The 17588-nt window shown below is 42.6% G+C and carries 21 protein-coding genes and 1 pseudogene; 5 read left to right on the forward strand and 17 right to left on the reverse strand.

What is annotated here, in order from left to right:
* Window positions 1-6: 6 nt before the first annotated feature.
* Window positions 7-666, forward strand: a complete 660-nt coding sequence (locus tag IYQ92_RS04305) for an ABC transporter ATP-binding protein (protein ID WP_195675507.1) — start codon at window positions 7-9, stop codon at window positions 664-666.
* A gap of 110 nt (window positions 667-776) precedes the next feature.
* Window positions 777-1217, forward strand: a complete 441-nt coding sequence (locus IYQ92_RS04310; protein ID WP_195675508.1) for a GNAT family N-acetyltransferase — start codon at window positions 777-779, stop codon at window positions 1215-1217.
* 66 nt (window positions 1218-1283) lie between these two features.
* Here IYQ92_RS04310 and leuS read toward each other — a convergent pair whose 3' ends face one another.
* Both leuS and IYQ92_RS04320 read right to left on the reverse strand, forming a co-directional pair.
* A complete protein-coding gene (leuS, locus tag IYQ92_RS04315) occupies window positions 1284-3785 on the reverse strand; it encodes a leucine--tRNA ligase (RefSeq protein WP_195675509.1) in 2502 nt (833 codons plus the stop codon).
* Window positions 3786-4153: 368 nt separating this feature from the next.
* The gene (locus IYQ92_RS04320; RefSeq protein WP_195675576.1) at window positions 4154-4999 is read right to left on the reverse strand and encodes a patatin-like phospholipase family protein; all 846 of its coding nucleotides are present in this window, start codon (window positions 4997-4999) and stop codon (window positions 4154-4156) included.
* Window positions 5000-5175: 176 nt separating this feature from the next.
* Here IYQ92_RS04320 and IYQ92_RS04325 point away from each other — a divergent pair, with 176 nt between their 5' ends.
* The gene (locus tag IYQ92_RS04325; RefSeq protein WP_195675510.1) at window positions 5176-5688 is read left to right on the forward strand and encodes a hypothetical protein; all 513 of its coding nucleotides are present in this window, start codon (window positions 5176-5178) and stop codon (window positions 5686-5688) included.
* A 2-nt stretch (window positions 5689-5690) separates the two neighbouring features.
* Window positions 5691-5900, forward strand: a complete 210-nt coding sequence (locus IYQ92_RS04330; RefSeq protein WP_195675511.1) for a helix-turn-helix domain-containing protein — start codon at window positions 5691-5693, stop codon at window positions 5898-5900.
* Window positions 5901-6601: 701 nt separating this feature from the next.
* On the opposite strand, the gene IYQ92_RS04335 is transcribed toward IYQ92_RS04330, so the two are convergent.
* The 11 genes from IYQ92_RS04335 to pbp2a form a co-directional block, all read right to left on the reverse strand.
* Window positions 6602-7036, reverse strand: coding sequence for a cytidine deaminase family protein (locus IYQ92_RS04335; RefSeq protein ID WP_195675512.1), 435 nt, complete (start codon window positions 7034-7036; stop codon window positions 6602-6604).
* 55 nt (window positions 7037-7091) lie between these two features.
* The gene (gene nusG / locus IYQ92_RS04340) at window positions 7092-7631 is read right to left on the reverse strand and encodes a transcription termination/antitermination protein NusG (RefSeq protein WP_195675513.1); all 540 of its coding nucleotides are present in this window, start codon (window positions 7629-7631) and stop codon (window positions 7092-7094) included.
* 350 nt (window positions 7632-7981) lie between these two features.
* Window positions 7982-8191 carry a hypothetical protein gene (locus IYQ92_RS04345; RefSeq protein WP_195675514.1) on the reverse strand — a complete coding sequence of 70 codons (210 nt, stop codon included), beginning with the start codon at window positions 8189-8191 and terminating at the stop codon, window positions 7982-7984.
* Between the two features lie 9 nt (window positions 8192-8200).
* Window positions 8201-8632 carry an Rrf2 family transcriptional regulator gene (locus IYQ92_RS04350; RefSeq protein ID WP_195675515.1) on the reverse strand — a complete coding sequence of 144 codons (432 nt, stop codon included), beginning with the start codon at window positions 8630-8632 and terminating at the stop codon, window positions 8201-8203.
* 59 nt (window positions 8633-8691) lie between these two features.
* A complete protein-coding gene (locus tag IYQ92_RS04355; protein ID WP_195675516.1) occupies window positions 8692-9795 on the reverse strand; it encodes a lactate oxidase in 1104 nt (367 codons plus the stop codon).
* A gap of 280 nt (window positions 9796-10075) precedes the next feature.
* Window positions 10076-10252 (reverse strand): preprotein translocase subunit SecE, encoded by a 177-nt coding sequence (gene secE, locus IYQ92_RS04360; RefSeq protein ID WP_195675517.1) that lies wholly within the window; start codon window positions 10250-10252, stop codon window positions 10076-10078.
* A 26-nt stretch (window positions 10253-10278) separates the two neighbouring features.
* Entirely contained in the window at window positions 10279-10431 is a 153-nt protein-coding gene (rpmG, locus tag IYQ92_RS04365; protein ID WP_195675518.1) for a 50S ribosomal protein L33, read from the reverse strand.
* Between the two features lie 60 nt (window positions 10432-10491).
* Window positions 10492-10950 carry a serine hydrolase gene (locus IYQ92_RS04370; protein ID WP_420705745.1) on the reverse strand — a complete coding sequence of 153 codons (459 nt, stop codon included), beginning with the start codon at window positions 10948-10950 and terminating at the stop codon, window positions 10492-10494.
* Window positions 10863-11843 carry a GBS Bsp-like repeat-containing protein gene (locus tag IYQ92_RS10600; RefSeq protein ID WP_195675520.1) on the reverse strand — a complete coding sequence of 327 codons (981 nt, stop codon included), beginning with the start codon at window positions 11841-11843 and terminating at the stop codon, window positions 10863-10865. The genes IYQ92_RS04370 and IYQ92_RS10600 overlap by 88 nt, the downstream gene beginning before the upstream one ends.
* Window positions 11844-11878: 35 nt before the next feature.
* Window positions 11879-11998, reverse strand: coding sequence for a YSIRK-type signal peptide-containing protein (locus tag IYQ92_RS04380; RefSeq protein WP_195675521.1), 120 nt, complete (start codon window positions 11996-11998; stop codon window positions 11879-11881).
* A gap of 139 nt (window positions 11999-12137) precedes the next feature.
* Window positions 12138-14399, reverse strand: a complete 2262-nt coding sequence (pbp2a, locus tag IYQ92_RS04385) for a penicillin-binding protein PBP2A (protein ID WP_229311312.1) — start codon at window positions 14397-14399, stop codon at window positions 12138-12140.
* 185 nt (window positions 14400-14584) lie between these two features.
* Here pbp2a and IYQ92_RS04390 point away from each other — a divergent pair, with 185 nt between their 5' ends.
* On the forward strand, window positions 14585-15451 hold the full coding sequence (locus IYQ92_RS04390) for an RluA family pseudouridine synthase (protein WP_195675577.1): 867 nt from the start codon (window positions 14585-14587) through the stop codon (window positions 15449-15451).
* 37 nt (window positions 15452-15488) lie between these two features.
* Here the strand turns inward: IYQ92_RS04390 and IYQ92_RS04395 are convergent, their stop codons facing one another.
* The 4 genes and pseudogenes from IYQ92_RS04395 to IYQ92_RS04410 all read right to left on the reverse strand — a co-directional run bounded on the left by IYQ92_RS04395 (window position 15489) and on the right by IYQ92_RS04410 (window position 17588).
* Window positions 15489-15905 carry a sensor histidine kinase gene (locus IYQ92_RS04395; protein WP_195675523.1) on the reverse strand — a complete coding sequence of 139 codons (417 nt, stop codon included), beginning with the start codon at window positions 15903-15905 and terminating at the stop codon, window positions 15489-15491.
* On the reverse strand, window positions 15902-16321 hold the full coding sequence (locus tag IYQ92_RS04400; protein ID WP_195675524.1) for a sensor histidine kinase: 420 nt from the start codon (window positions 16319-16321) through the stop codon (window positions 15902-15904). Before IYQ92_RS04400 ends, IYQ92_RS04395 begins: the two co-directional genes overlap by 4 nt.
* A 228-nt stretch (window positions 16322-16549) precedes the next feature.
* Window positions 16550-16855, reverse strand: a complete 306-nt coding sequence (locus tag IYQ92_RS04405) for a hypothetical protein (RefSeq protein ID WP_195675525.1) — start codon at window positions 16853-16855, stop codon at window positions 16550-16552.
* A gap of 45 nt (window positions 16856-16900) precedes the next feature.
* A pseudogene (locus IYQ92_RS04410) lies at window positions 16901-17588 on the reverse strand (response regulator transcription factor).

Below are 17588 nucleotides of genomic sequence, written 5' to 3' on the forward strand. Positions count from 1 at the left end.
GCTCATATGACACTAAGTACACGAGATTTGGGTTATTGGTACACTAATAATCCCGACGATTATCTTTTCAAAAATGTTAATTTGACCTTCGAGAAAGGCAAGGTCTACTCTATTTTAGGTCAGTCTGGGAGCGGTAAAACGACTTTTCTCTCCCTCTTGGCTGGGCTTGACGCCCCAAAAGCTGGCGCTATTCTGTTAGAAGACAAGGACATCAGCAAGTCTGGTCTGATCACTTATCGCAAGAGCTCTGTCTCAACCATTTTTCAAGCCTGCAACCTTTTGACTTACATGTCCGCCAGGCAAAATGTGGTCACAGCACTTGAAATTGCTGGCAAACCTATCAATCAAGCCGACATCGAGCAACTCTTTACCCAAGTCGGTATCGATAGCAGTCAGATTGACAAACCAGTCCTAAAACTTTCTGGTGGTCAGCAACAACGTGTGGCAATCGTCCGTGCCCTAGCAACTGGGCATGACATCATCATCGCAGATGAACCAACTGGGAACTTGGACGAAGAAACGACTCAAGATATTGTTTCCATTTTCAAGAAAATTGCTCATGAACAACATAAAACGGTCATCATCGTGACCCACGAAACGGCCGTCGCTCAAGAAACTGACGTGACCTTCGAATTGAAGAAAAAAGTCTTTACGCAGATTAGTTAAACCAAAAATCTTCCAAGAATCAGATACTATAATGCTTGGAAGGTTTTTCATGTTGAATTGATAGACAGTGAACCTTTTATGATATGATGTAGTTGGTCAAGGAGGGTAGTATGAGAATCATTGATTACGAAGGGTGTTACAGGGATGATTTAATTTTTATGATTTTAGAGGCTAAGGATGCCTTGGGGAGGATACCCAGCATCAACCCTGACTTACTTGATATTCCTCAAAACTATCTAGAAAAGGGGGATTGTTTTTGGATTGCAATAGACGATAACAATCGTGTTATTGGTTCCATTGCTTATTCGTCCCTGCCACAGTCTCAGGCTGTATTTCTCCACCGACTATTTATCAAGTCTAGCTTAAAAGGTCACGGTATTGGTAGTCAGTTGCTAGTTTTTGCTGAAAATCATTTAAAACAAATCGGGAAAAGCAGCATCAAGGCTCACCTAGGCGAACCTAAGGAGCAATGGCTGGCATCCTATCACTTTTACCCTAAACACGGTTATCAATTTTATGACGACACCCACTTAGTCAAACATATCACTTAAATGAAAAATAAGGTTGGAGTCCTGATGAGAACTTCAACCTTATTTGTTATTGATTAAAGAAAAGCTTTATTTAACAACAATATTAACCAATTTATTAGGTACGGCGATGACTTTCACAACTTCCTTACCTTCAATCTCAGCTTTGACTTTGTCGTTAGCCATTGCTACTTCTTGCAATTCTTCGCGTGATAGGTCTTTAGCTACCATTAGTTTGGCGCGAACTTTGCCTTTGATTTGGACAACGATTTCGACTTCGTTTTCAACTAGTTTTGACTCATCCCAGCTTGGCCATGCCACGTATGAGATGGATTCGCCTGATTGTGTTAATTCTTGCCAGAGTTCTTCTGCCAAGTGCGGTGCGAATGGCGCAAGCAATTGAACAAAACCTTTGGCGTAGTCAGCAAAGAGTTTGTCTTCCTTGTTGGCTGCGTTGACGAAGACCATGAGCTGAGCGATAGCTGTGTTGAATTTCATAGCTTCAACTTGCTCTGTAACGGCTTTAACGGTTTCATTGTAAACCTTGTCCAAAGCTCCGCTATTTTCCGCAGAAATCTCTTTAGTCGTAATCAAGCGGTAAACGCGGTCCAGGAACTTACGTGAGCCTTCGAGGCCTTCTTCGGACCAAGCAATTGAAGCGTCAAGTGGCCCCATGAACATTTCGTAAACACGGAGTGTGTCGGCACCATACTGCTCAACCACATCGTCAGGGTTGACAACGTTTTTAAGGGATTTAGACATCTTAGCTGGTGCTTGTTCAAGCTCTTCACCCGTTTCGATGTTGAAGAATGAACCGTCGCGTTTTTCAACCTTGTCAGTTGCCACAAGGGCACCACGGTTATCGCGGTAGCTTGTTCCCAAAATCATGCCTTGGTTAAAGAGTTTTTGGAATGGCTCTTTGGTTGGAACGACACCGAGGTCATAGAGGAATTTATGCCAGAAACGCGCGTAAAGCAAGTGAAGTACGGCATGCTCTGCACCACCGATGTAGATGTCCACTGGCAACCAAGCTTTTAGAAGCTCTTCGTCAGCCAATTTTTGGTCATTGTGTGGGTCGATATAGCGAAGGAAGTACCAGCTTGAACCAGCCCATTGTGGCATGGTGTTGGTTTCACGACGCCCTTTGACACCATCTTCACGAGTGACTTCCAGCCAGTCAGTTAAGTTGGCAAGTGGTGATTCACCAGTACCTGAAGGTTTGATGTCTTTAGTCACTGGCAAGACAAGTGGCAATTCACTTTCTGGAACAGCAGTTGAAGTCCCATCTTCCCAATGAATGATTGGAATTGGCTCACCCCAATAACGTTGACGGCTGAAGAGCCAGTCGCGGAGACGGTAGTTAACTTGTTTCTTACCAAAGCCATTTTCTTCAAGGAAGGCAACCATCTTATCGATAGCTTCTTCTTTGTTAAGCCCGTCAAGGAATTCTGAGTTGATATGAAGACCATCTTCTGTATAAGCTTCCTCTTCAACATTGCCACCTTCAAGAACTGGAATGATATCAAGACCAAATTGCTTAGCGAATTCCCAGTCACGCGTATCGTGGGCAGGCACCGCCATGATAGCACCTGTACCGTAACTTGCAAGGACGTAGTCTGAAATCCAGATTGGAATTTTCTTACTATTTACAGGATTAATAGCGTAAGCACCCGTCCAAACACCAGTCTTCTCTTTGGCAAGGTCAGTACGAGCAAGGTCAGATTTAAGACTTGCTTGACGTTTGTATTCGGCAATAGCTTGCGCTTGTTCAGGCGTCGTGATGGCGTCCACCAAGTCATGTTCTGGAGCCATAACAGCATATGTCGCACCAAATAAGGTATCAGGACGAGTCGTAAAGACGGTGAAGCCTTTATCAGTACCAGCTACCTTGAAGGTCACATGGGCACCTGTTGATTTACCAATCCAGTTGCGTTGCATATCCTTGATTGATTCTGGCCAGTCAAGATCTTCCAAGTCTTCAAGCAAACGTTCTGCGTAGGCTGTGATTTTAAGCATCCATTGACGCATTGGTTTGCGGATAACTGGGTATCCACCACGTTCAGATGTTCCGTCTGGAAGCACTTCTTCATTAGCGATGGCTGTTCCCAATTCTTCAACCCAGTTTACTGGTACTTCGGCTTCGTAGGCTAGGCCTTTTTCATACAATTTTGTGAAAATCCACTGTGTCCACTTGTAGTAATTTGGGTCAGTTGTGTTTACTTCACGGTCCCAGTCGTATGAGAAACCAAGTGAGTTAATTTGGCGCTTAAAGTTAGCAATGTTTTGAGCTGTAAATTCAGCTGGATCATTACCAGTGTCCATAGCGTACTGCTCTGCAGGGAGGCCAAAGGCATCCCATCCCATCGGATGAAGCACATTAAAGCCTTGCGCGCGTTTGAAACGGCTGAGGATATCCGTCGCAGTGTAGCCCTCAGGGTGACCGACGTGAAGCCCAGCACCTGATGGGTAAGGGAACATGTCAAGAGCGTAAAAATTAGGTTTTTCCGCGTCCGTTCCTGTTTTAAATGTTTCATTTTGAGCCCAGAAGGCTTGCCACTTGGGCTCAATCTCTTTATGATTAAAAGTTGCCATAAAATGCTCTCCAAAAATATATAGTCCTTATTATTATAGCATGTTTTTTAGGGGAATGGCGGAGCGTTTCTACATTTTGACAAATAAGTCATCACTATTCTCCTGGTAACAACCTTGTTTAGAAATAAAAAGAACAACCTCTGCTACTACTCAAAGGTTGTTTTAGGAGATTTTACTGTAGTCGTAGACCTTTAGGTCGTACGAACACGTATGCAACAGCTACTGTCAGATTGAACGGCAAAGCCGTGAAAAGATGACTAGTAGCCACTGCTATGAAAAGAAAAGTTTTAGGATGATTATAGTATACAAAGGTCAGCTTAAACAAACCTAAAAATTCCCCTAAACATTTCTGAAATGCTATTTTATTTCTATTCCCCCAAATATTCCTTCAACCCATCCATTGCTTCACGCGCATCTTGGAGGCCAATCGTGTAGATTTCGTCAAACTTGACGGGATTTTTCTCTAGGCGTCCGATGACTAGGTCTTGGCTTGGTCTGATAGCGTAGAGTTGACCCCTTTTCTCTAGGTCGATGACGCGCTCAACGGTCTTGTTGTAGTGTTTGTAGCGCATCGATGCCACCTTAACAAAATTCGGATACTTGCGATAAAGCAACTTGTAGATGCGACCACTGGATGGCTTTTTGCGGTAGTCGATGGGACGGGTTAGCACGACGATGAGCTTATCAAAGCCCAAGCTGCGCGCAAAATCGACGGGGATACTGTCAGACAGGCCTCCGTCCAAGTACTTCTTGCCCTCATACTCAACAATTTTTGACACGACTGGAAGCGATGAGCTGGCGCGGAAGGCTTCCATCTGATCAAAGACGTTGTCAATCTTAAGATAATCTGGCTTGCCCGACTCGATGTCTGTCGCCACGGCATAGAAATCTACACCAGCCTTCTCAAAGGCTTCTTCATCGAAAACGTCCAGCTTCATAGGAATTTCGTAGTAGGTGAAGTCCTTGTTGACCACATTTCCCGTCTTAATCCAAGAGCGAAAGCCCATGTAGTTAGGGTAGGAAATGAACTTTTTATTGTAACGAAGGGCGCGCCCTCGCTGTCCAGACACGAAATTGACACCGAAAAGGGCACCAGCCGACACCCCTATCACACCGTCAACCTTGATGCCCGCATCCAAAAAGGCATCCAGTACTCCTGCGGTGTAAAGCCCACGCATACCGCCACCTTCTAAAACCAAACCAACTGACATGATACTTCCTCGCTTTCTTTGCCCTCATTATAGCAGAAATGACTGAAAATTTCATGAAAAGGGAATGCGGACTATTTTATAAATAGTTTACAACAAGTCACTTTACAAATTAAATTATTGTTTTCTAATAATCCTAGAAAGAAATATTATTGTTTTATGATAATTACGGAGGTTTCATGATGAAAAAGACATTATTTACTATTGCTAGTATTTGCGTTAAAGTCCTTCAATACTTATTTATTTTTTGTGCTATTCTTACTGCGTTTGGAACTGTTGCTTTTATCAGTCAAAAGAATTTAGTACTATCATACGTGAAAGAACTTTCTCTTAATACTCCATATTTTCTATTTATTACTGTTGGCTTTATGGGAGTTATCGTTTTAATTTGTTACGGTATGTCAGCCAAATACTTCGCTTCCATTCTTAAAAACATGGCTTCGGAAAACTATTTTATTCAAGAAAATAGTCGCTTTAGTCTTATTATTACTTTACTAACTTTACTGATTATTCTTGTACAATTGATATCAACCTTTGTTTTTCAATGGTTTGATATCCCAAAAACAAGTGCTCTATTTAATTTTTCTCATGTCAACTATTTCTATAATATCGTTATCGTGTTAATTGCCTCTGCAGCTTATTTCATTTTCAAATCAGGGAAAGCAACCAAGGATGACGCAGAAAGTATTATTTAATCATGGGTGATATAAGAATTAACTTAGATAAAGTACTCAGAGAAAAGCAACTTACTTCAAAAGAGCTAGCTACAGCAATTGGCATTACTGAAGCAAATTTATCTATCCTAAAAACAGGAAAGGCTAGAGGTATCCGATTTAATACATTAGCAAAAATTTGTGATGTTTTAAATTGTCAACCCGGAGATATTTTAGAGTATGAAAGAGATTGAGATACATGGAAACTCAATCTTTTTCGTATTCACAAGCCCAAACTAAGACGCTCGTCACTTCACCCCCCCCCCCCCCAAAAAAAATAAGGTCACCAGATTTGATTGACTGATTAGTCGTGTAATTCTTATATAGATAGAACTTCGCCACTATTTTCCTCCTCCACAACTCAAAACCAAACCTCTGCCTAATCAAATACTACAGCTAGGAGCATTGACGATAGTTGGCTTGTCATGCTAGACAGGAAATACGGTAAATGCAAACGATGCTATTTATCGTGGAAATATTTTCAGAAACCATCTTAAAAATAATCAAAGGCTTGACCTAGGCAATTAGTCTTCTGAAAACTCAGTCGCCAAGCTCCTGCAAAATTGCGACAGACCAAAAACTCAGTTTTCGACCTCCTGCAAATTTGTAACAGACTAAAAACTCGATTTTTATGATGTTACTACTTAGGCTTAGACCTTTGATTCTTATGTTTATACTAAGTTAAAATCAAAACAGATTCTATCTCACAAGTGAGCCTCTTATCAAACATGAAAGCGAACGAAGTGAACCAAACCCGATATTTTCGCAGCAAGTGGGTATTATCAGTGGCAATGAAAATGCCACTGATAACGGAATTTTTGAGAGAGAAAATGAAAAAGCGAAGGAGCTCAAAGAAAAAGAGATTGAGCTGCAATCACCTCAAATCTCTTTTTCCTCACAAATCCAAATCCATATTCAAACGCTCTTCACCCCACCACTCAGGGATAAGATCGCCTAATTTGACCGTCTTTTTACTAGCATAATCTTGCATAATCAAAGTTTCACGATTTTCCATATTCAGTTGCATCATGAATTCACGACAAGCACCGCAAGGCATTCCGGAACCACCACCATAAGGCGCCTTGTCACGAAAGGCAATGATTTTCTTAATCTTGGTCTGACGCGAATCCATGTACATATTGACCAAGGCCATCCGTTCCGCACACAAGTGTAAAACTCCTGCAGTCGCTTCAAAACAAACACCTGTATAAATACGGCCTTCTTCTGCCTCGATAGCTGCAACCACATGATTTGAGTAAACAAAAGGACTAACCTCATGCGGATCATATAAGTCTTTTGCCCGATTGTATAATTCTTCCCAACTTGCCATAACTGACTCCTTTTCTATATAAAAACGGCTCGCCAACGGCGAGCTTACACATAGCTTACAATTCAGCGATTTGATACAATTCAACTTCGGCCATTGTTTCTGAACCGAACATGTTGATCATCAATTTAACCTTGTTGTTATCAATTTCCACAACACGTCCTTCTTGTCCCATGAAGGCACCGTCGATGATTTGAACCACGTCACCTTCTTTGATGTTGGTATCAAAGATATCAACCGTTTGTCCCATAGAGACAAGGATAGCACGGATTTCATCTTCCAAAAGTGGTGTTGGTTTTGAACGGTTACCATGTGACCCAACGAAACCAGTAACGTTTGGTGTGTTACGAACAACGAACCAAGCTTCGTCTGTCATAACCATCTCAACCAAAACATAACCAGGGAAGCGGTTTTCTTCCACTTCTTTAACCTTACCATTTTTCTCAACATTGACAGTCTGTGTTGGAATTTCCACGCGCAAGATATTGTCCATCATGTTGTAAGTTTGGGCACGTTGCAAAAGGTTTTCCTTGACTTTGTTTTCGTAACCAGAGTAAGTCTGAAGGACAAACCAGCCCTTATCAAATGAATCTAACATATGATTTCCTTTCCTTAATAAAAAAGCCTGCACGGCTTTAGAGATTGCTTATTTCTCTTTTATTATAGGGAAAATCGCTGGCGCTGTCAATGAAAAGCACAGCTATTTCAACGAAAAGAGGTTAGGACAAAACTCCCTAACCTCTCTTCATTTTGTCTGAACTAATCTCAAGTCGCAGTGATTGAGTGGCATCTAAGCACTGATAAATCAGCACTTAGATACCTACTCAACTGTGCGGAGGTGGGAGTGAAACAGTCTGGGGAGAGACTGTTTCAGCCCAAACCGAGAAATAAAGACGTGAGGGAAAATCGAAGACTTCGTCTTCACGATTTTTGTCCCACTCTCTCCTACTACTCAGCAAAATACTTATAAACATCCTCGAGGCGCTTTCTAGCGAGGTCATTGACTGCCTGACCATCTAGTAGAACCTCTTTTGTCACCAAGAAATCTTGGATAGCAGGGACTTCACGCTGCTGCAAAGTGACAAATTCATCAATAGAATGGAAGGTCTGACTCTTTTCCAAATCACCAACACCAACTAAATAAGTAATGCTTAACATAGCTTTCTCCTATCTCGAGTGCTCCTCGATATTCTGCTGGGTCTCCTCAACCAATTGTTTCAGAGTAATGCAAGCCATCTGAGCCTCAGCTTCACGCTGAATCGCTTGAAAATGGTCCTCCAAAACCTCTGGAAAGGCGACACCCACACTGCAATTTTCTGCTGTCTGCTGGTCAACCTTGAGCAAGTCGCCCTGATTATCGATTGCTCGATAGACATCTAGAACTGTAATCTGGTCACTAGGTCTCTCAATGGTCACCCCAGCCTTGCCACGTTGGGTTGAGACCAAGCCAGCTCTGCGCAACTGCATGAGCATCTGCCGCACCAAACTATCATTGGTCTTTAGACTAGATGCCAAACGCTTGCTGCCAATAGCCTCATCCTTGTGAACTTCCACATAAACTAAAATCTGTAATAAATCGCTTAGGCGGTTATTTGCCATAGTCACTCCTTTGATTATGTTACCTCTATAGTATCATGACTCAAAAGGACTTGTAAATCTTAACGACGCACCAATTTTGCTTTTTTAACGTCTTCGATGGTTTGAGCACCCGCTAATTGCATGACAATCTTGAATTCATCATTCAAATGTTCCACAACGCTTTGAGCTCCTTGGGCTCCGCCCAATGCCAATCCGTAGAAAATTGGACGACCGATAGCAACCAAGTCTGCACCTGATGCAAGAGCTTTGAAGACATGAGACCCACGACGAACACCACTATCAAATATGATAGGCACACGTTTGTTTACACGCTCTGCGATGGCTTCCAAAGTATCAAATGAAGCAGGACCACCGTTCAATTGACGACCACCGTGGTTTGATACCCAGATACCAGCTACGCCAGCTTCGATAGCTGTTTGCGCATCATCAGGGTCTTGAACACCTTTGACGATAACTGGAAGATTAGTGTATTCAGTCACACGTTTGATGTCTGATGGGAGGATGACTTGGGCTGCGGCTGCATAGATTTCAGCGATTCCTTTACCAGTGCCGTCATCGTTAGTGAGTTGTGCCATGTTATCCATTGGCAGTGGGAATTGGAAGTTGTTGATGATATCAGCTTCACGGTAACCACCAAGCATTGAGTCAACGGTCACGACGATTGCTTTCACACCTGATGCGACAGCTTCATCCAACCAAGCTTTGTTAATATCCCAATCTTTAGACATGTAAAGTTGGAAGAATTGCGGAGCACCTTTACCAGCTGCGGCAGTGTCTTTGATGCGGGTAGTTCCGTAAGTTGATTGAGACATGATGGTACCAGCGGCAGCCATACCTTCAGCAGTTGCTAGTTCACCACGCGCATGCGCCAAACCTTGCGCGGCAGCCGGCGCCGAGATGATTGGCATAGACGTCTTAACACCGAAGATTTCAGTTTCAGTTGATGGATTTTCAATATTAGTCAAGATACGAGGCACGATTTGAACATGGTCAAAGGCACTTGTATTTTCACGCAATGTCCATTCATCTTCAGACCCTTCTGTGATATAACCAAAACCACCCTTAGGCACAACCTCACGCGCACGCTCTTCCAGGCTAGTCAAGTTCAAAATATCAATCTTTTGTTCGTTATCAGATTGGAAATAACCATTTGTCATTGTCATAATAGGACCTCTTTCTGTTTTTTGAAGGGCTTGTTATATTTTTTATAACATTTATTTTTGAACCTAGTTTAGTCCTATTTCTTTTTCTTGTCAACAGCTTTGCTTAGAAAAGACTTATTCCTTTTTTGAGCATCTTCTTACTTGCCACAAACCTGCTTAGCTGCGCCATTAGCAACTTCTCTCCTAGCAGACGACACCGTCGCCAAAAATGCACAAGCTGTTAGCTTCTGTCATTTGTCTACAAAAAAAAAACAGTCACCAAGGTGACTGCTTAGATTTCTTAAAAGCGATCGATCAAGTTGATAACACCTGTTGACAAGAGTTTGTCAAAGATAAAGATGATCACTGTAAAAAATGCTGTGTATTCAAGTATGGCGATAAAGTCTTTCCAACGCTGTTTGCGGTTTGGCCAATCTGTGTCGCGCAAGACTTGAAAGGTTCCTTTGATAAACTTCACAGGGTCTCCTCCGATGACTAGCTACATTAACGAGTTTCTTTATGTAGCGTGTACTTTTTACAATATTTACAATACTTATTAACTTCTAGACGTGTAGGTTTTGGGTTGCTACTCACTGAAATGGAGTAATTGCGGTTTCCACATTCTGCACACGCTAGGCTTGCTTTTTTTTGTGCCATAACGCCTCCGTCAGTGTTATTTTAGCATGAATTAGGGAATTCTGCAAGCCTATGTGCTGACTAGTTCTTACTTTCTAAATAAGCCTTGTTGATGGCAGATACCAAGTCATTCAATAAGCCCAATTTACCGTCTGCGTTGGTTGTAGTAGCGACAACGTAGTCACCTTTTGGTGTTGAGACAATGCCTGCATCGTTGGTAGCATGGTAGCCAGTCATACCAATCCAACCAGCCTTGGTCTTAGTAGTGTATTGGCTACCAAGAACAGAATGAATTGGAGAAAGGTTAGGACGAGTGTAGAGTTGTGATAATTGTTTACCTGTTGAGTCGGTCTCAAAATATTGATAATTACGTTTCCAAAGTTTTGCTAGTTCATCAGCTGAAATATTTGGATAATTAGGTTTAGCAAGACTGGTATCAACACCGACTTGACTCATCCAGTTAGCAATATAGCCTGAACCATAGGCAGAACGAAGGTAGTTGTAACCTTCATTACTTGAATAGTAAAGGACATTTTGAATATTGGAACAACAATACTAGAGATATATTTTGGAACATTTGATACTGTTATTTTATAAGCTGAATCATTTACTTTATCAACTGCCGTACTGACATTAGGTTTTGGAACGGTCACTGTGATAGCACTAAGACCGTGCGCTTGTCCGCCTTCAAAACTGTAGGTGTGGACATTATAGCTACCAAAGCCTTTGTGGTTAGCGTAGGAAGCAAGAGCTGTTCCCATCGTTGAAGCATCATACCAACGAAGGTCATCTTGATCATTATTTTCTGACCAGACGGCAAACTTCAAACTATCGTTTTCAGTCAACGTTCCATTATAGGTAATCTTTAGCGATTTTCCATCCTGGTCGGTAGAAACTAGCTCTTTGCTAGCTGGTTCTTCCGCTGTCGCGTCACTAGCTGTGCCAGTTGCTCTAACACTTGCTAGAACTTGACTTGCCACTAGATTAGTTGCTTGGGATTGGCTAGCGCTGGGCACACCAGCAACTGTTTTTGCCTCAATTGTCTGAGTTGTCACTGCTGATTTAACAGCGGTAACATCTTGCTCTTCTTGAAAATTATTTGTTTCAGAAGTTGATATTTTATCACTTGTTTCTTTTAGTGTAGAGCTTTGGGGAGTTGACTCTGTTTCAGTTACTACTTGGGTTGTATCTGATGCTGAGGTACTTGAAGGGTCTTTCCTAGTTGAGCTAGTACTTGTTGTAACGGTATCTTGATTAGTCCTTGGAGTAGCTGTTTCTTCGGTATTTGCTTCAGTGGCAGTTGGCTTATTTTCCTTTTGACTATCAGCAGAACTCGCTTTAGTAAGAGTGTCTTTATTTTCTTCCTGAATAGCTTCAGGAGCTGATGTTATTGAGGTAGTCTGATTTTCTACTAAAGTAGTAGCTGGCTCCACTCCCGTTGAAGGTACTTCTTGTGTTGTTTGGTCAGCTAAAATTTGCCCCCTAGTAGGGTCAAGCTCCCAATCATAACAGAAGCAACACCAATTCCAGCTTTCTTTCGTAAACTGTAACGTTCTTGATGACGAGCCATCATTCGTGAATATGACATTCTAAAACTTTCTTTCTAAATCGTCAGTTAAAATCATCTGACAATTACCTCTCACCCCATATTTTAGCACTAAAGATAAACGATTACAATTTTATAATGAATGAAAAACTCCCATCCATTTAGACAGGAGCTATGATGATTACTTGAAATAATTGATGACATCATCCCACAAGTTTTTAGCCTTTTCACCCAGATTGGCGTCTTCAACAGCTTTTGAAATGTTCTGAGCGGCTTTGTCAGCTTGATCCTTGATACCATCGATAATGGATTGGGAATTACTTGTCGTCTCGCTACTTGTCTCACTTGTTGCGCTATAGGTGAGGGAGAGTCCGTTTTGAGCGTAGGCATTTTCCACCTTAAAACTTGTCCCTTTGGTATAAGGCAAAATGTAGGAGGCTTGCGTGCTGAAAACGGTTGATGCCGTTCCTGAACTTGAGTCGGTCAGGTAGTGATTTTCGTCTGTATTTTCAAAACCAATCCACTGGCTGATAACTACATCTGGCGTATAGCCGATGACCCACTGATCTCCAGTCAAGTCAGCATTGAAACTTGTCTCAGTTGTCCCTGTCTTACCAGCAAGGGTGTAGCCGTAAACGTTAGCATTGACAGCGGAGCCATTTGAGAAGGTTCCAAGCATCATGCTAGTCATCTTATCAGCAACCGAACTACTGATAACTCGGGTTGTCTGGTCTGTAAACTTCTTGACAACCTCACCACTAGCTGTCTCAATCTTGGTGATGAAGTGAGCCTTATGCATGACACCTCCATTAGCAAAGGTAGAGTAAGCCTGAGCCATTTCTAGGGGATTGGTCGTCACGCTACCACCGAGGGCTACACCAAGCTCTTTATTAGCAGAGCTCATGTTAAGTCCAAATTTCTTCCCGTAAGTAAAAGCTTTGTTGATGCCCAGTTCATTCAGCGTATAGACAGCTGGGATATTATAGGAATTCGCTAGCGCCTGATACATGGGAATATCTTCGGTCTGAATACCCGCGTAGTTGTTAGGGCTATAACCATTAAAATCACGGGTGCTATTTGGCAAGCTAGTGTCAATAGACCAACCCGCAGCAACCGCAGGTGTGTAAACAACCAGTGGCTTAATAGATGAGGCTGGGCTACGTTTTGATTGAGTCGCAAAGTTGAAACTGCGGAACTCCGCACTGGTACTATTCACACGACCAACCAGACCACGCACACCACCCGTCTTTGGATCAAGGGCTACACTTGCCCCTTGAGCAGTCGTACCATCGTAATCCGAAGTTGGGAAAAGACTGGTATTGTCAAAGGTCTGCTGCATCCCTGACTGATAGTTGGTGTCAAGTTCTGTGTAAATCTTGTAACCATTGTTGACGATATCTTTCTCAGAAATACCGTAGGTGCTGATAGCTTCATTGATAACCGCATCAAAGTAAGAGGGGTACTGATAGTCGTCCGTCTTGGCCTGGTAAGTGTCTTTCAAACGATTAGCCATGCCTACCGAAGCTGCTTCCTTGGCCTGAGACTTGGTGATTTTTCCAGCATCAACCATGACGGATAGCACCGTATCTCGGCGGTTGGTTGCATTTTTTGTCGAATAGATAGGATTGTAAATCTCAGGTCCCTTAAGCATTCCAGCTAGGGTCGCTGCTTCGTCCAAGGTCAAATTGGCTGCGCTAGTCCCGAAATATTTCTGGCTGGCATCCTCTACCCCCCAGACCCCATTTCCGAAGTAAGAATTATTGAGGTACATGGTCAAGATTTCAGCTTTGCTATATTTCTTAGTCAATTCCAGCGCCAAGAAAAATTCACGCGCCTTCCGCTTGATGGTCTGGTCTTGGGTCAGATAAGCATTTTTAGCCAACTGTTGCGTGACGGTTGAACCACCACCAAATTTTCCAAGAGTGACTGTCGCAAGTAAAAAACGAGACAAATTGACACCATTATTCTCATAAAAAGTACGGTCCTCGGTTGCAATAACCGCATTTTTCATGTTGTCAGAAATCTGGTTCAACTCAACATAAGTCCCCTTTTGACCAGACAAACTACCAGCATACTTGCTATTCTTATCATAAATGATGGTCGTCGCCTTAAGAGCACTCTGCAAATCGGAAACCTTTGCCGTCTTAGACAGATAAAAAAGGTAAGAGCCAAAGACCAGCACAACCGTCGTCAGGCCAATAATCAAAATCTTCCCAATGTGGTAACGACGCCAGAAACGGCGGAGCCACTGAGGTGGTTTTGGGAGATACTTATCAATCTTCTGAAGCCAAGCTGGTTTCGGCTTTTCAGCTTCATGACGGCGCCCGCGCTGATAACGAGAGATTCTACTTGGTGCCTCCTCCTCAGCGGTATCAAGCTGACCTGCTTGCTTGTCTTCCCTAGAAATCGTCTCTTGCTCGGCAAGTTCCTGAGACTCGTCCATAACCTCTTTTTCATTGGCTTTGGATGGTCTCAGTTTTGCCAACCATTGTTTCACTGTTTTACTTAAATTTTCGAATACATTCATAAGCCTATTATACCAAGTTTACTGCTTATTTCCATTGCTAACTATTGCAGAATGATTAAATTCCGACTCAGGACTGAGAAAAAACATGCTATAATATGGCTATGACATTCACAGTAACCATCACTAACAAACACGGTCAACATATTGTCAAGGAACTTTTGGAGGATTACTATCTCATTCCTCGAAAGATTCGCCATTTTTTGCGCACTAAAAAGCATGTTTTGGTCAACGGTCAAGCTATCAATTGGCAGAACTTGGTCGAGAACGGTGACACTATCAGCCTAACTTTCGATGAAGATGATTATCCGACTAAGATTATCCCTATGGGAAAGGCAGAGCTAGTTGATTGTCTCTACCAGGACGACCACCTCATTATCGTCAATAAGCCTGAAGGAATGAAAACTCACGGCAATGAACCGACAGAAATCGCTCTGCTCAATCATGTGTCTGCCTACGTTGGAAGCACTTGCTACGTCGTCCACCGTCTGGACATGGAAACCTCTGGCGCTGTGCTATTTGCCAAGAATCCTTTCATCCTGCCCATCGTCAACCGCCTGCTTGAGGACAAAAAAATCTGGCGTGAGTACTGGGCCTTGGTTGACAGGAAGTTTACACCTAAACACCAAGTCTTTCGCGATAAGATTGGACGTGACCGCCATGACCGCAGGAAGAGAGTCGTTGATAAGAAAAACGGTCAGACTGCCGTCACAATCGTGGACCAACTTAAAAACTTGGGTAATCACAGTCTTGTCAAATGCCGTTTAGAAACTGGTCGTACCCATCAAATCAGGGTTCACCTGTCCCACCACGGCTATCCCATTGTCGGAGACCCTCTTTACAATAAATACCCCCAAGGACGCCTTATGCTTCATGCTCATAAGCTGAGCCTAACTCATCCGCTAACGCTGGAGAAAATCTCTGTTGAAGCCATTTCTAAAAGCTTTGAAGCCGAACTTCGTAACCAATAGCTTAAAAGAGCCGTGTCACGATACACAGCTCTTTTTACTAATTATTTGGCAAGACTATTTCAAAACAAGTTTCCTCATAGGTTGACAGCACCTGTAAAGTCCCACCATGACGAGTGATAATATCTTCAGCCATGGCAAGTCCAATGCCATACTGTCCTTTGGCGCCCTTGTAAAAGCGTTCAAAGATATCATTGATTTGGTCGGGGCTGATTGATTCGCCATTATGGGCAATTAAAATGGTGACAGTATCATCAGATTCTCGAAGTCTGATGGTAATGCTATGCTTAGCATAACGGACAGCATTTGAGAGGATATTAGAAACAGCTCTTTCCATCATTTCCTCGTCAGCGTTGATTTCAAGATAGCTTGGCTGAAAATCATGGGTAATTATGATGTCCGACTTATCCGCTTGATGCTTGTAGCGCCAGCTCATGTCATACAATAAATCCGTCAAAGAAATCTACTCGCGCGACAATTTGGTCTGGCTGGTTTCCTCTTCGAGAGGGTCAAAATCTCATCGACCAGCGTCAGCATGCGAGTACTCTCTGACAAAATCACTTTTGAAGCCTCCTGACTATCCATGACCCCAGCCTGAATAGCTTCAGCGTAGCCTTGAATGGACATGTGAGGAGTTCTGAGTTCGTGGTAAGAATTTTGGAAAAAAAGCTCCTGACTGTGGCGGCTGCTTTCAATCATCTGACTCATCTGACTGACTTGATTGAATTCATCATAGGCTAAATCTGTTGGGGCCTGAGTTTCTTCGCGGTTCCCAACACTTGTCACGTAAGCATTCAAACGGCTGAAGGATTGACTGATTTTCCGAGAGGGTCGGTAAAAAAGAAACCAAGTCAAGAGCAAAACAGCAATCATGAGACCACCCAGAGTGACATTGACAATAATTAAAAATTGATAAAGAGGCGTCACATTGACAAAAACAAAGGCAAAATAGGGCTAACTATCATCTGAGTCTGACGATTTGACATAATAATCCTTGAGCTCTCCATAATAATCCGTCATTTTGACATAGTAGATTTTTTTCTTGATGGTGACTTGCGCCAACTGCTTTTGGCTAAATTGAGAATCATCGTTATCATCATCTCAATCGTCATGCTCCATGAAATAATCTAGTAAATCCTCTGTGTCAACTTTCCGCGACAAACTGTTCATGCTATTTGAGCTATAACTGACATCGTCCTCGTCATTGACAATGATATACTGATTTTCCAGCAACTGCTGCGAATTATAATTTTTCTGCTCTTTTCCTTCGTACAGCTGGTCTAAGGTCTCAAATCGACTGACCACGGCCTTATCTGTCTGAGACGAGATGTGACCCAAAGCATGGTCACATTGAAGGCTAAAAAGACAAGGACAAAGGCTAGCACCACCAAACTCAAAGGCTGCCAAAACAAGGCGCGTCTTAACTTTCGATTGTTGCCAATACGAGGTAGGCTAGGCTTTTTTAACCATTTTAAAGCCGTAACCCCAAACTATTTCAATGAGGACATCACACTCCACCTGTCTTAATTTTTTCCGTAAACGCTTAATGGTATTATCCGTTGCCCGCGTTTCCACATCGCTATCGTAACCCCAGACATTATCTAGCAAAATATCCCGAGAAACAGCCTCTTCCTTATTTTGCATCAAGATTTTTAACAATTCGAATTCTGTTTTCGTCAATTTAATGGGCTTCTGTTTAAAATAAGCAATCCGCTCTTTATCAGATAAAGTCAGGTCTCCAAAGGACAGATTAGCCCCCTCACTCTTTGTACTGTAATGGTTTCTAGCCAAAATCGCCTTAATTCGAAGAACAAATTTGACCATGGAAAAAGGCTTGGTGACATAATCATCAATACCGCTGCTAAAGCCTTCCACATAGTCCTTGTCACTATCTCTAGCAGTCAAAAGAACAATGGGAACCTCCGACTGTTGGCGCAGGCGTTTCGCAATCGAAAAACCATCACTTCCTGGCATCATGACATCCAAAACAACAACAGCTACAGGCTCCTCCAAAAATCTTAAAAAAAAAAAGCTGGTCACCTGTTTCAAATAGCTCGACTTCCAGTCCCTCATCTTTCAGAAAACTACCGACTAATTCACGAATATGACAGTCATCATCTGCTACATACACCTTGGTCAT

Origin of the sequence: Streptococcus sp. HF-1907 (genome assembly GCF_015594605.1) — a bacterium.
Lineage (GTDB): Bacteria > Bacillota > Bacilli > Lactobacillales > Streptococcaceae > Streptococcus.

What these genes read in the sequence shown, in the direction of transcription:
- IYQ92_RS04305 (WP_195675507.1), top strand. Translation starts at nt 7, where the DNA reads ATGACACTAAGTACACGAGATTTGGGTTATTGGTACACTAATAATCCC.
- IYQ92_RS04310 (WP_195675508.1), top strand. Translation starts at nt 777, where the DNA reads ATGAGAATCATTGATTACGAAGGGTGTTACAGGGATGATTTAATTTTT.
- leuS (WP_195675509.1), bottom strand. Translation starts at nt 3,785, where the DNA reads ATGGCAACTTTTAATCATAAAGAGATTGAGCCCAAGTGGCAAGCCTTC.
- IYQ92_RS04325 (WP_195675510.1), top strand. Translation starts at nt 5,176, where the DNA reads ATGAAAAAGACATTATTTACTATTGCTAGTATTTGCGTTAAAGTCCTT.
- IYQ92_RS04330 (WP_195675511.1), top strand. Translation starts at nt 5,691, where the DNA reads ATGGGTGATATAAGAATTAACTTAGATAAAGTACTCAGAGAAAAGCAA.
- IYQ92_RS04335 (WP_195675512.1), bottom strand. Translation starts at nt 7,036, where the DNA reads ATGGCAAGTTGGGAAGAATTATACAATCGGGCAAAAGACTTATATGAT.
- nusG (WP_195675513.1), bottom strand. Translation starts at nt 7,631, where the DNA reads ATGTTAGATTCATTTGATAAGGGCTGGTTTGTCCTTCAGACTTACTCT.
- IYQ92_RS04345 (WP_195675514.1), bottom strand. Translation starts at nt 8,191, where the DNA reads ATGTTAAGCATTACTTATTTAGTTGGTGTTGGTGATTTGGAAAAGAGT.
- IYQ92_RS04350 (WP_195675515.1), bottom strand. Translation starts at nt 8,632, where the DNA reads ATGGCAAATAACCGCCTAAGCGATTTATTACAGATTTTAGTTTATGTG.
- IYQ92_RS04355 (WP_195675516.1), bottom strand. Translation starts at nt 9,795, where the DNA reads ATGACAATGACAAATGGTTATTTCCAATCTGATAACGAACAAAAGATT.
- rpmG (WP_195675518.1), bottom strand. Translation starts at nt 10,431, where the DNA reads ATGGCACAAAAAAAAGCAAGCCTAGCGTGTGCAGAATGTGGAAACCGC.
- IYQ92_RS04380 (WP_195675521.1), bottom strand. Translation starts at nt 11,998, where the DNA reads ATGTCATATTCACGAATGATGGCTCGTCATCAAGAACGTTACAGTTTA.
- pbp2a (WP_229311312.1), bottom strand. Translation starts at nt 14,399, where the DNA reads ATGGACGAGTCTCAGGAACTTGCCGAGCAAGAGACGATTTCTAGGGAA.
- IYQ92_RS04390 (WP_195675577.1), top strand. Translation starts at nt 14,585, where the DNA reads ATGACATTCACAGTAACCATCACTAACAAACACGGTCAACATATTGTC.
- IYQ92_RS04400 (WP_195675524.1), bottom strand. Translation starts at nt 16,321, where the DNA reads ATGATTGCTGTTTTGCTCTTGACTTGGTTTCTTTTTTACCGACCCTCT.